General features: G+C 68.5%; 14 protein-coding genes. 6 read left to right on the top strand and 8 right to left on the bottom strand.

Annotated features, from left to right (window positions below; translation table 11 throughout):
- The first annotated feature begins 128 nt into the window (after nt 1–128).
- The gene (locus tag E0497_RS08650) at nt 129–611 is read left to right on the top strand and encodes an Rv2732c family membrane protein (protein ID WP_137724383.1); all 483 of its coding nucleotides are present in this window, start codon (nt 129–131) and stop codon (nt 609–611) included.
- 54 nt (nt 612–665) lie between these two features.
- On the opposite strand, the gene E0497_RS08645 is transcribed toward E0497_RS08650, so the two are convergent.
- From E0497_RS08645 to hisN, 8 genes are all read right to left on the bottom strand, one after another.
- Entirely contained in the window at nt 666–1,178 is a 513-nt protein-coding gene (locus tag E0497_RS08645) for a HugZ family pyridoxamine 5'-phosphate oxidase (protein WP_137724382.1), read from the bottom strand.
- Complete coding sequence (locus E0497_RS08640; RefSeq protein WP_137724381.1) at nt 1,178–1,996, bottom strand: ABC transporter ATP-binding protein; 819 nt, start codon at nt 1,994–1,996, stop codon at nt 1,178–1,180. The genes E0497_RS08645 and E0497_RS08640 overlap by 1 nt, the downstream gene beginning before the upstream one ends.
- Nucleotides 1,997–2,000: 4 nt before the next feature.
- The gene (locus E0497_RS08635; protein ID WP_206663629.1) at nt 2,001–3,065 is read right to left on the bottom strand and encodes a FecCD family ABC transporter permease; all 1,065 of its coding nucleotides are present in this window, start codon (nt 3,063–3,065) and stop codon (nt 2,001–2,003) included.
- On the bottom strand, nt 3,062–4,018 hold the full coding sequence (locus tag E0497_RS20680; protein ID WP_161987401.1) for an ABC transporter substrate-binding protein: 957 nt from the start codon (nt 4,016–4,018) through the stop codon (nt 3,062–3,064). Before E0497_RS20680 ends, E0497_RS08635 begins: the two co-directional genes overlap by 4 nt.
- Nucleotides 4,019–4,212: 194 nt before the next feature.
- Nucleotides 4,213–5,418, bottom strand: a complete 1,206-nt coding sequence (locus E0497_RS08625) for an acyl-CoA dehydrogenase family protein (RefSeq protein WP_137724378.1) — start codon at nt 5,416–5,418, stop codon at nt 4,213–4,215.
- A 33-nt stretch (nt 5,419–5,451) separates the two neighbouring features.
- On the bottom strand, nt 5,452–6,864 hold the full coding sequence (locus tag E0497_RS08620; protein WP_137724377.1) for an acyl-CoA dehydrogenase family protein: 1,413 nt from the start codon (nt 6,862–6,864) through the stop codon (nt 5,452–5,454).
- A gap of 191 nt (nt 6,865–7,055) precedes the next feature.
- The gene (locus E0497_RS08615; RefSeq protein WP_137724376.1) at nt 7,056–7,373 is read right to left on the bottom strand and encodes a hypothetical protein; all 318 of its coding nucleotides are present in this window, start codon (nt 7,371–7,373) and stop codon (nt 7,056–7,058) included.
- A gap of 96 nt (nt 7,374–7,469) precedes the next feature.
- On the bottom strand, nt 7,470–8,240 hold the full coding sequence (hisN, locus tag E0497_RS08610; protein ID WP_137724375.1) for a histidinol-phosphatase: 771 nt from the start codon (nt 8,238–8,240) through the stop codon (nt 7,470–7,472).
- Between the two features lie 59 nt (nt 8,241–8,299).
- Between hisN and prfB the strand changes: the two genes are divergently transcribed.
- The 5 genes from prfB to ftsX all read left to right on the top strand — a co-directional run bounded on the left by prfB (nt 8,300) and on the right by ftsX (nt 12,511).
- Nucleotides 8,300–9,403 carry a peptide chain release factor 2 gene (gene prfB / locus E0497_RS08605; RefSeq protein ID WP_137724374.1) on the top strand — a complete coding sequence of 368 codons (1,104 nt, stop codon included), beginning with the start codon at nt 8,300–8,302 and terminating at the stop codon, nt 9,401–9,403.
- 7 nt (nt 9,404–9,410) lie between these two features.
- Entirely contained in the window at nt 9,411–10,322 is a 912-nt protein-coding gene (locus E0497_RS08600; protein WP_137724373.1) for a mechanosensitive ion channel family protein, read from the top strand.
- Nucleotides 10,319–10,801: an Rv3103c transmembrane domain-containing protein gene (locus E0497_RS08595; protein ID WP_137724372.1), complete on the top strand. Its 483-nt coding sequence runs from the start codon at nt 10,319–10,321 to the stop codon at nt 10,799–10,801. Before E0497_RS08600 ends, E0497_RS08595 begins: the two co-directional genes overlap by 4 nt.
- Before the next feature lie 63 nt (nt 10,802–10,864).
- On the top strand, nt 10,865–11,554 hold the full coding sequence (gene ftsE, locus E0497_RS08590) for a cell division ATP-binding protein FtsE (protein ID WP_137724371.1): 690 nt from the start codon (nt 10,865–10,867) through the stop codon (nt 11,552–11,554).
- A 51-nt stretch (nt 11,555–11,605) separates the two neighbouring features.
- Complete coding sequence (gene ftsX / locus E0497_RS08585) at nt 11,606–12,511, top strand: permease-like cell division protein FtsX (protein ID WP_137724370.1); 906 nt, start codon at nt 11,606–11,608, stop codon at nt 12,509–12,511.
- Nucleotides 12,512–12,532: the final 21 nt, after the last annotated feature.

Raw genomic sequence — 12,532 nt, 5'->3', positions numbered from 1 at the left:
CCTCGACGGCGACAGCCCCAGACTAGTGGTGAAATCAGTCACATGTGGGCGGATATCGCCCGGAACGTCGTGGTGGCTAGGGTCGAGGGCGTGTGTGAATGCAGCCGTAACTCGACCGGTGTGAGCAGATGAGCGACGACCTCTCGCTGCTGCGGCGTGAACTCGCCGCGATCGAGGCGAAGGTGGCCCGCGAGGTCGACCCGCGGGGCCGCGGCCCGGTGATCACCGCGACCGTCGCGGTCCTGCTGATCGCGCTGGCCGCTCCGCAGGTCGACGGACTGCGGGCATGGCACGTCCTCGCCGGCGGCCACCACGAGGTCGCCTCCCTCGCACGGCTGTTCACGTGGTTCGTGGTCGTCTTCGGGATCGGGTTCTCCGCGCTCGCGGTGTGGACCCGGCGCTGGATGCTCGCGTGGATCGCGATGGCCGGCGTCACCGTCGGCACCGTCCTCGGCCTGCTCACCTACTGGTCGCAGCACGCCGCCCGGGTCACCGGCACCGGCAGCATCGGGTACGGGCTGCTCGTCGAATGGGCGGGCACGGCGCTGCTGGCGGCGTCGTGGATCCCCGTCGTCGCCGGACGGTCGAACCTCATGCCGACCCGATCCTGAACAGCACTGTGGCCAGGCTCGGGAGCGAGCCTGGCCACAGTGGACACCGGTGCGTCAGTTGGTTGCGGCAGCCGGCTTCTTGTCGATGACGACGTGATCGAAGCGGGTGCCGTCGAAGCTGACCTCGAATGCCTTGCCGAAGCCGACCACGTAGCGGCCGTCCTGCGGGGTCAGGCGGAACAGGTGGAAGTCGAGGCCGCGGAGCGTCTCGACCAGCTTGGCGTTGGTGTGGTCGGCGAACTTCTCGAAGACGGCGTCGTGGCCCTCTTCCGGCTTCTGCTCGACGGTGCACACGAAGCTGGCCCGCTCCACACCGAAGACGTTGCCGGACGCGGACTCGTCGGCGTGGATCAGGACCCGCACGGTGTTCGCGTCACGCAGGTACCGGTAGTGGTCCGCGACCTCGCTCGCGTACACGTAGAGGCCACCGTCGTGGACGACGAACGGAGCGATCGACAGGAACGGGTCACCGTTCTCGTCCTGGGTCGCGATCACGACGGTCTTGCGCGTGGCGAGGAACGCCCGGTAGTCGTCCAGTGCCTTGTCGTGTTGTGCGTCGGTCAGCATCAGCTCTCCTCGAGGGTAGGGACGGTGACGGCAACGTTCCACTGCCGTCGAACCAGGTGAATTCTGGGGTGTGCGGTGGTCGGGTGCTCCTCGACCTCGGCTTCCATGCCGTACACGTCCCGGATCAGGTCCGGGGTGAGGACCTCGCCGGGGGTGCCGTCGGCGACGACGCGTCCCCCGGACAGGGCGACGATCCGGTCGCTGAACGTCGCGGCCTGGTTCAGGTCGTGCAGCACCATCAGCACGGAGATGCCGAGCGTGCGGTTCAGGGAGGTGACCACCTCGAGGACCTCGTGCTGGTGCGCGATGTCGAGGTACGTCGTCGGCTCGTCGAGCAGCAGGACGCGGGGACGCTGCGCGAGCACCATCGCGAGCCACGCCCGCTGCGCCTCACCACCGGACAGTTCCGCGACGGGACGGTCCGCGAGACCCTTGAGTTCGGTGTGCGCGATGGCCCAGTCGACGGCCTCGCCGTCCTCGGCGGTGGTGCGCTCGTACCAGCGGCGGTGCGGGTGCCGGCCGTAGCCGACGAGCTCCCGCACCGTCATGTCGGTCGGTGCCGTGTTCTTCTGGTTGAGCATGCCGATCGCCTGCGCGCGCCGCCGCGACGACCACGACGCCATGTCGGAGCCCTCGAGCAGGACAGTCCCGGTGCGGGGTGTGAGCCGGCCGCCCAGGGCTTTGAAGATGGTGGACTTCCCGGACCCGTTGGGTCCGATCAGCGTGACCACTTCCTGCGAACCGACCGCGATGGAGACGTCGTGGACGATCTGCTTGTCGCCGTACCAGATGCCGAGGTCGTGGGCTTCGAGCAACATCGCGCTACACCCCTTGCCGACGCATGAGGTACAGGAAGTAGGGGGCGCCGATCGCGGCCATGATGATGCCGGCGGGAATCTCGGTGGGGCTGAACACGGTCCGGCCCACGGTGTCCGACACCAGCACCAGCAGCGCGCCGACGGCGATGCTCATCGGGATGAGCACCGCATGGTTCGATCCGACGATCATCCGCGCGATGTGCGGCACGACCAGGCCCACGAAACCGATGATCCCGACGGCCGCCACCGCGATCGCGGCCAGGAACACGGCCACCAGCGACAGCAGGATGCGGGTGAGGTTGACGCCCTCGCCGAGGTTACGGGCGACGTCGTCGCCGAGACGCATCACGTTCGCCGACCGGATGCACAGCAGCGAGACCAGCAGCCCGATGATGGTGTAGGGCAGGATCATCCACACCGAGTTCATGCCCTTGGCCGCGAGGCTGCCGTTCATCCACTGGATCGCGGCCGGTAGACGGTCGCTGTAGCGCAGCGACAGGTAGCCGATGAACGCGCCGGCGAGGGCGTTGACCGCGACACCGGCCAGGATGATGTTGAGCGGTTTGATGCCCTCGCGGCGCCACGCCAGTGCGTAGACGACGGCCGCGGCGATCACACCGCCGACGAATGCCGCGATCGGGATCATCGAATGGTAGGCCGGGGCGGCCAGCAGGATCACCAGGACGAGGGACGCCGCGCCGCTCGTGACACCGGTCAGGCCCGGATCGGCGAGCGGGTTGCCCATCACCGTCTGCAGCAGCGCACCCGAGACCGCGATCGCCGACCCGACCAACAGTGCGAGCAGCACCCGCGGCATGCGCACGTCCCACAGGATCGTGCTCAGCGAGCCGCCGTCGGAACTCCCCGAGAGGATCCCGATGATCTCGCCCGGCGAGATGTGCACGCTGCCGAGACCGAGGCTGACGATCGTCGCGACGGCGAGCAGGACCCACGCGGCGGGCAGCGCCCACCTCGCCCGCGACCGGGAGGGGGCAGACGCGGCGGAGGCCGGCGCGGTGGACGAGGCGGATGCCGGTGACGACGTGCGTACGGGTGCCGGGGAACTCACGGGAAGAGCACACCCGAGAGCGTGGGCACGGCCTGGTCGAGGCCGGTGACCGACGTGTAACCGAACGTCGAGTAGTCGAGGACGTGGATGCGGTCGTTGGTGTACGCGGGCAGTCCCTTCCATGCCGGGTTCTTCTCGACCTCGGCATCGAACGCGGCCTGGCCGGCGGCGACGTCACCGGAGCGCAGCACCAGCACCACATCCGGGGCCGCCGCGATGATGTTCTCCAGGTTCACCGCGCTGAAGACTTCCTTCGCACCGAGCGCCGAGACTGCGACGTTGTCCGCGCCGGACAGATCGATGAGGCTGCCGAGGAACGACTTGTCGTTCATCACCATGAAGGAGTCGGCGGCGCCGATCAGGACCAGGACCTTCGGGGCGTCGACCGCCGCACCGGCGTCGGACAGGGTTGCGGCATGCCGATCCATGTTCGCGACGACCTCGTCCGCACGGTCCGCGCGGTCGAACGCGGAACCCAGAACCTGGACCGCGAACCGCAGATCGCCGAAGCTCTCGGTGGCGAGGAACGCCGCCGGGGTCGTGGTCGACGCCAGGCTGGCCTCCACCGAGCTACGCGAACTCTCCGACCCGATCACCAGATCCGGGGTGAGACCGACGATCTTCTCGACATCGAGTGCCTTGACCGTGCCGATGCGTGCTGCACCGTCGAGTGCGGCGGGCAGCTGCTGCGTCGTCGTGGACGGAACGCCCGCGACCGGAACGTCCAGGAGCGTGAGAACCTCCGCGAGCGGCACCGACGCCGTCACCACCGTCCGCGACGGGGTGTCGGGGAACTGGGCGAGGGCAGCCTCGAGCTTCGCCGTGGTCTCGGCCGGAGTGGCCGACGCCGACGTGGTCTCGGCGGTGACGGACGTGTCGCTGCCGCACGCGGTCACGCCGCCGACAAGGGCCAGGCTGGCGAGCAGCGCTATCGACGCAGAACGGTATCGCACGGCAGGGCACTCCTCGGGGAGAGACGACATCCAGCAGGCTGAATTAGGTCAGACTACCCAAACTGAGGGCAACCTGAGTCCAAAATATCCAGGATTGCCGCGGGGGCTGTCAAGTCCGGATCGGCCGGTCGGTGCAACGAGAACGTCCCCGCCACTAGAACCGAGTGACGGGGACGACGCCGGTGCCGATCCGGCTACTTCAGTTCCGCCGAACTCTTCCCGAGCAGGCGACGGGCGATGATGAGCTGCTGGATCTGCTGGGTGCCCTCGAAGATGTCGAGGATCTTGCTGTCACGGGCCCACTTCTCGAGCAGCGGGCGCTGCGAGTAGCCGTACGTGCCGGCCAGTTCGACGGCCTTGAGGGACACGGCGGTGCCGGTGCGTCCGGCCTTCGCCTTCGACATCGACGCCTCGAGCGAGTTGGGCTGCTTGTTGTCGGCCATCCACGTGGCGCGCAACGCCAGCAGGTACGCGGCCTCCCAGTCGGCCTCCATCGTCAGGAACTCGGCGGCCGCCGCGTGCTGGTTGTTCGCCGGAATGTCGTAGGAGATCTCCACACCGGCGTCTTCGAGGATGCCGCGCAACTCCTCGAGCACGGCCCGGCCGAGGCCGATGGCCATACCGGCGACGATGGGTCGGGTGTTGTCGAACGTCTGCATGACGCCGCCGAACCCCTTCTCCACGTTCACTTCCGGGCTGCCGAGGATGTTGTCCTTCGGGATGCGGCAGTCCTGCAGGAGCAGCACCGCGGTGTCGGACGCCTTGATGCCCAGCTTGTGTTCGAGGCGGGCCACGGACAGTCCGGGGGCGTCGCGCGGCACGACGAACGACTTGATCGCCGCACGACCCTTCGACTTGTCCACACTCGCCCACACCACGACGTGACTGGAGCGCTCGCCGGCGGTGACGAAGATCTTCTCGCCGTTGAGGACCCATTCGTCGCCGTCGAGGACGGCGGTGGTGGTGACGGCCGCCGAGTCGGAGCCGAAGCTCGGTTCGGTGATGGCCATCGACGCCCACACCTTGCCGAACCGCTCGAGCTGTTCGTCGGTGGCGACCGCGGCGATCGCCGAGTTTCCGAGACCCTGGTAGGGGATCGACAGGGTCAGACCGACGTCGCCCCAACAGGTTTCGATGACGTTCATCAGCGACGCCATGTTGCCGCCGTTGGCGTTGCCGATGATCGACGGGGCGTCACCGCGACCCAGGGCGGCACCGGACGCGCCCTGCCCCGAATCGTTCAGGCCCTCCACCATGGCGGCCATGGTGTCGAGTTCGACCGGGTACTCGTGCTCGGCGAGGTCGTACTTGCGGGACACGGGACGCAGGATCTGTGCGGCGACCTGGTGGGCCTGGTTCGCCGAGGCCTTCAGCTTCTTGGGAAGTTCGAGATTGATCATCGAGGGATCTCCTGTGAACGGATCGGGTCGGCGTCAGATGAGGACGATGCCTTCGGCAACGCCGACGGCTCGCAGGTCGCGGTACCAGCGCTCCACCGGGTGCTCCTTGGTGAAGCCGTGGCCGCCGAGCAGTTGGACGCCGTCCAGCCCGATCTGCATGCCCTTGTCGGAGGCGAGTTTCTTCGCCAGCGCAGCCTCGCGGGCGAACGACAGGCCCTGCTCGGCGCGGGAGGCGCCCCGCAGCGTCACCAGGCGCATGCCGTCGAGTTCGATGCCGATGTTCGCGACCATGAACGCCACCGCCTGCCGGTGGCTGATCGGTTCGCCGAACGCCTCCCGCTCGTTGACGTAGGGGATGACGTAGTCGAGGACGGCCTGGCTCGTGCCGACCGCGAGCGACGCCCAGCCGAGGCGGGCCAGCCGGATCGCGTCCGCGTACTCGCGGGCCCGCTGGTCGGCGTCACCGTCGCCGAGGATCGCCGACGCGGGCACCGCGACGTCGGTGAGGAGCAGCCGGCCCAGGCCGGCGGCGCGCAGGCCCATGCTCGGGTCCGCCTCGATCACGACCCCCTTGGTGTCGGATTCGACGAGGAAGAACGCGGGACGGCCGTCGAGTTCGGCGGCGACGACGAACAGTTCCGCCGAGTCCGCGGCGGGCACGAGGGACTTGACGCCGTTGAGCTTGTAGCCGCTGGGGGAGCGCACAGCCTTCGTCTGCAGCGCGAACGGATCGAACAGGGCCCGCGGCTCGTTCACCACGACCGCGGCGGCCGGGACGTCGTCACCGGCGAACGCGGGCAGGTACGTCTGCTGCTGCGCGTCGGTGCCCCACTGGGTGAGCGCGACCGCGACACCGCTCGGCGCGAGAAGCGGCAGCGCCAGGCCCATGTCGCCGTGCGCGAGGGCCTCGGCGACGAGCGCATTGGTGACGGCACCCCGCTCGGACGCCACCCCCTCGAACTCCTCGGGAATGTTGATCAACGTGATGCCCAGCTCGGCGGCACGCTTCGACAGATCCTCGGGGGCGGCGGCGGCCTCGTCGGCGTCGTGCGCGGCCGGACGCAGGATCTCGGCGGAGAAGTCGCGCACCGTGTCGACGATCATCTGCTGCTCGTCGGTGGGGGTGAGGTCGAAGTAGCCGGCGTTCTTGGCGGCACCGTCGGGCAGACGCTTGGGCGCGCCGCCGCCGGACACCTGGTTGAACGTGCGGGTCGCGGCACCGAGCGTCTTGAAGCCGGTCTTGGTGCCCTCGTACGTGACGCGGTCGATGACCTGCCGCAGGTTGTACTTCTCGGCCAGATCGGACCCGGTGATCCGGGTCAGGATCCGCATGGCGGCGCCCATCGCGTCCCGCTTGACCGGGTTCAGGCCGACCGCCGAGGTGTCGCGGGGTTCACGCTGGGCGCCGTTCGTCTTCACAACGTCTTGCTTGCTCATGATGACCATTTCTCCGGGTGCGGTCGTGGACGCCCACGACCTTACTCTGGAGTAAGAAACGAAGTCGAGTCAATCACGAAAGTGACAAGCGTCACGTTGTGGACGCGCACCTGCCCGCGTTTCGCGCACTTGCCGCGAGAAAACGCGCCGGGAATCGACGACAAGTGCGCAAAACGCGGGGAAATCGGGGGAGAGCGGATTCAGGTCCACGGCGTGATCGGTGGCCTGACCCACATGATCTTCTCGTCGGCGTGCGGTCGGACGGCCCGCGGATCGCCCGGGTGTGCCGCGGCCCAGCGGTCCTTGTCGTCGATCAACTGTGCTGCGACCGTCCAGGTTTCGCGGGTGCTCGGCGGATTCGCGTCGGCCGCCCGCGCCAGCTTCCGGAGTCGGTCGTCGGGCAGTGCGAGCAGTTCGGCGCCGGTGATCCCGCGGTCCCACGCGAACCGGGCCAGGCCGAGCGCCTTCTCCCGGCGCTTGCGGTCCGCCTGATCGGTGTGGGCGAAGTCGGCATCCATTCAGTGAGCCTTTCCCCTTCTCTGTCCCGCGTTTCGCGCACTTGTCGCGAAAAATCCTGCCCGGATTCCGCGACAAGTGCGCGAAACGCGGGGAAATCAGCGCAGCCGGGCGAGGACCTCGTCGTGCAGCAGGCCGTTGCTGGCGACGGCGCTGCCGCCGTGCGGTCCGGCGACGCCCTCGAGGCTGGTGAAGCGTCCACCGGCCTCCCGCACCAGGACATCCAGGGGCGCCAGATCCCACAGCGACACCTCGGGCTCGGCGGCGATCTCGAGGGTGCCCTCGGCGAGCAGGCAGTAGGAGAAGAAGTCGCCGTAGCCGCGGATGCGCCACACGGCGTCGGTCAGATCGACGAACTGCTCGCGGATGCCGCGGTCCTTCCAGCCGGACAGCGACGAGAACGCCAGACTCGACGACGCCAACTCGCCCACCGCGGACACCGACAGGCGGCGGGCGTCGGCGCCGTCGTGCGACACCCACGCGCCCGTGCCGGCCGACGCCCACCAGCGCCGGTTCAGGGCCGGTGCGCTCACCACGCCGACGACGGGGACGCCGTCCTCGAGCAGCGCGATCAGGCTCGCCCACACCGGGACGCCGCGGACGAAGTTCTTGGTGCCGTCGATCGGGTCGATCACCCACTGCCGGCCCTCGAAGCGGGCGTCGCCGCCGAACTCCTCGCCGAGGACCGCGTCGGCCGGACGCTCGGCGGCGAGCATCGCCCGCAGCGTCTGCTCGACGGCCAGATCGGCGTCGGAGACGGGCGTCAGATCGGGCTTGGCGTCGACCCGGAGATCCAACGCGCCGAAGCGGTCGCGGGTGATGGTGTCGGCGGCGTCGGCCAGGCGCAGGGCGAGTTCGAGATCGGTCACGCGCCCGACGCTACCGGGTCGTGGCGGCCACGCGATTTCACCCGGTAGCCTGGTGAACTGTGCATCCTGACGTTTCCGCTGACCTCGCCGAACTCGACACCACTCTGACCACGGTCGAGAAGGTTCTCGATGTCGAGGAGCTGCGCCGCCGCATCGACGAACTCGAGCATCAGGCGTCCGACCCCGATCTGTGGAACGACCAGGAGCACGCGCAGCAGGTGACGAGCCAGCTGTCGCACGCGCAGGCCGAGCTGCGGCGCGTCGTCGAGTTGCGGTCGCGGCTCGACGACATGACGGTGCTGTACGAGCTCGCCGAGGAGGACGGCCCGGACGCGGTCGCCGACGCGCATTCGGAGCGGGCACAGCTGCGCACCGACATCGAGGCGATGGAAGTCAAGACGATGCTGTCGGGTGAGTACGACCAGCGCGACGCCCTCGTCAACATCCGGGCCGGTGCCGGTGGCGTCGACGCCGCCGACTGGGCCGAGATGCTCATGCGCATGTACATCCGCTGGGCCGAGAAGCGCGGCTACGGCGTCGAGGTCTACGACACGTCCTACGCGGAAGAGGCCGGCATCAAGTCGGCGACGTTCGCGGTCAAGGCCCCCTACAGCTACGGCACCCTGTCCATCGAGATGGGCACCCACCGCCTGGTGCGGATCAGCCCGTTCGACAACCAGGGCCGACGCCAGACGTCGTTCGCCGAGGTCGAGGTGCTGCCCGTCGTGGAGACCACCGACCACATCGACATCGACGAGAACGACGTCCGCGTCGACGTCTACCGCTCGTCCGGCCCGGGCGGCCAGTCGGTCAACACCACCGACTCCGCGGTGCGCCTGACGCACGTCCCCACCGGCATCGTCGTCACCTGCCAGAACGAGAAGTCGCAGCTGCAGAACAAGGTGTCCGCGATGCGGGTCCTGCAGGCCAAGCTGCTCGAGCGCAAGCGTCAGGAGGAGCGCGCCGAGATGGACGCCCTCAAGGGCGACGGCGGCAGCTCGTGGGGCAACCAGATGCGCTCGTACGTGCTGCACCCGTACCAGATGGTCAAGGACCTGCGCACCGAGTACGAGGTCAACAATCCGTCCGCGGTCCTCGACGGCGAGATCGACGGCTTCATCGAGGCAGGCATCCGCTGGCGGATGAGCCAGACGCAGGACTAGGCCGCGGATGGAGACCGCCTTCCTCGCGCTGGACCTGGGGCCGTTCACGGGGCCGGTCGATCGACTGCTCGCGTGGCTGCAGGTCACCGTCCTGCCGATCTCGCTGACGATCCTCGGGGCGCTGATCGTCGCCCGGTTCGTGTCGTGGGCGGGTGGCCGGGTCACCGAGCGGATCGACGAGAACTATCAGCAGGGTGACGCGCTGGTCCGGTCCGAGGCCACCAAGCATCGGCACTCGGTCGCGCAGGTCATCACGTGGGTGATCATCACGATCGTCTACACCCTCGCGATCGTGAAGGTGCTCGCCCAGCTGGACATGCCGCTGGGCAGTCTCGTCGCCCCGGCGACCGTGCTCGGCGCCGCCCTCGGTTTCGGTGCGCAGCGTGTCGTGCAGGACATCCTCGCGGGCTTCTTCATCATCACCGAACGCCAGTACGGGTTCGGGGACACCGTGCAGATCGCGGTCACCGGGTCGTCGAAGGACGCCGAGGGTGTCATCGAGGACGTGACGCTGCGGGTGACCCGGATGCGCAACGCGGACGGCGAGGTCATCACCGTCCCCAACGGGCAGATCGTCAAGGCCGTCAACCTGTCGAAGGACTGGGCGCGGGCCGTGGTCGACGTGCCGATCCCGGCGACCGCCGACATCAACCACGTCAACGACATCCTGCACCGGGTCGGTGTCGACGCGTACGAGGACAAGACGCTGCGGCCGCTGCTGCTCGACACCCCCACCGTGATGGGCGTCGAAAGCCTCGAGGTCGACCAGGTGAGCGTCCGCCTGGTGGCCCGCACCCTGCCCGGCAAGCAGTTCCAGGTGGGTCGCGCACTGCGGGTGCGGGTCGTGACGGCACTGCGCCGCGCCGGCATCACCGTCACTGCGGACCTCGAGAACGAACCGGCCGGTGGTGACGAATGACCGGACAGGAGAAGCTGTCCCGGTTGTGGACGCGGATTCCCCGCACCCTGTTCCACGGCCGGATGCGCACCACGACGGTGTTCATGTGCGTGCTGTGGTTGGGACTGTCGATCCTCAACGGGACACTGAACGAGCAACCGGCCCAGAGCACCGAGCAGCCGGTGCCGGGCACGACCCAGCAGTACGTGCCGGAACCGGCGCCGAACCCGCCGTCGCGACAGACGCCGTCCACCGAACCGGAGACGTCGACCCCGGCCGCGTCGTCCGAGCAGTCCGTGACGCCGTCCCCGTCGCAGGGACAGTCGGGGACGAACCGGACCGGCACCACGACGAGCGTGTCACCGACATCGACACCGACACCGACCGCGCCGGCCGGACAGCAGTCGGCCACCACGACCGGGGCCCCGCAGGGGACGCAGTCGTCGGCCGGGACCACGACCGGATCCGGCGAGACCGTCGTCCCCAGCCCGGAGGGCTGACCGCGCACGAGCGGCCGCGTCGAACCCCGAGGTCACCGTTGGATAACGGCTAGACTGCCTTCCGTGATCAGCGTCAAGGATGTCTCCAAGTTCTACAAGGCCTCCACCCGGCCGGCCCTGGACAAGGTGAACGTCGAGATCGACAAGGGCGAGTTCGTGTTCCTCATCGGGCCGTCCGGCTCCGGGAAGAGCACGTTCATGCAGCTGCTCCTGCGGGAGGAGACGCCCACGTCGGGGGACATCCACGTCGCCGACTTCCATGTCAACAAGCTGTCCGGACGCAAGGTGCCGAAGCTGCGGCAGAGCGTCGGCTACGTGTTCCAGGACTTCCGGCTGCTGCCGAACAAGACGGTGTCGGAGAACGTCGCGTTCGCGCTCGAGGTGATAGGCAAACCCCGGTCGGTGATCGCCCGGACCGTCCCCGAGGTGCTCGATCTGGTGGGGTTGGCCGGTAAGGCGGACCGGTTGCCGAACGAGTTGTCCGGCGGTGAACAGCAGCGGGTCGCGATCGCGCGGGCGTTCGTCAACCGGCCGCTGGTGCTGCTCGCCGACGAACCCACCGGCAACCTCGACCCCGACACGAGCACCGACATCATGCTGCTGCTCGAACGGATCAACCGCACCGGCACCACCGTGCTCATGGCCACCCACGACCACCTCATCGTCGATGCGATGCGCCGCCGTGTCGTCGAGCTCGATCAGGGCAAGGTGGTGCGCGACGAAGCGCGGGGCGTGTACGCCGTCGGCCGCTAGACCGGCGTTCCTCACCGCTCCCGAACAGACGACTGCAAGGACTGCCTCCCGATGCGTGCCAGTTTCATCCTCAGCGAGGTCCTCACCGGCCTGCGCCGCAACATCACGATGACCGTCGCGATGATCCTCACGACCGCGATCTCGCTGGGCCTGTTCGGCGGCGGCCTGCTGATCGTGCAGATGGCCGACAAGACGCAGCACATCTTCCTGGACCGCGTCGAGGTGCAGCTGTTCCTCACCGACGACATCTCCGCGGCCGACCCGAACTGCGAGCAGGACATCTGCCGCACCATCCGCAGCGACCTCGAGAACACCGACGCGGTCGTGTCGGTGCAGTACCTCGACCGGGACGCCGCCGTCGCCGACGCCACCGACCGGGTGTTCAAGGACAACCCGGAGCTGGCGTCGCTGGTGAACGCGGAGTCGTTCCCGGCGTCGTTCAAGGTGAAGCTGAGCGATCCCGACCAGTTCGACGTTCTCAACACGGATTTCGCGTTGCGGCCCGGCATCGACAGCATCCTCAACCAGCGGGAACTCGTCGACCGGCTGTTCAGTGTGCTCGGCGGCATCCGCAACGCCGCGTTCGCGATCGCGATCGTGCAGGCGATCGCCGCGATCTTCCTGATCGCCAACATGGTGCAGGTCGCGGCGCTGACCCGCCGCACCGAGGTCGGCATCATGCGCCTGGTCGGCGCCACCCGCTGGTACACGCAGTTGCCGTTCCTGCTCGAGGCCGTCGTCGCGGCGCTCATCGGTTCGGCGCTGGCGATCGTCGGCCTGTTCACGGCGAAGAACCTGTTCGTCGACGACGTCCTCGGCGACATCTACGACGCCAACATCGTCGCCCGCATCTCCAACAGCGATGTGCTGCTGGTGTCGCCGTTCATCGCGATCGCCGGCGCGGGCATGGCCGCGATCACCGCGTACGTCGCGTTGCGCCTGTACGTGCGGGACTGACCGGCGGGGCCGGCCGGGCGG

It is taken from the genome of Prescottella subtropica (genome assembly GCF_005434945.1).
GTDB classification, from domain to species: Bacteria; Actinomycetota; Actinomycetes; order Mycobacteriales; family Mycobacteriaceae; genus Prescottella; species Prescottella subtropica.
The sequence above is the reverse complement of the archived record's forward strand: the minus strand, read 5'-3'. Positions and strand labels throughout refer to the sequence as shown.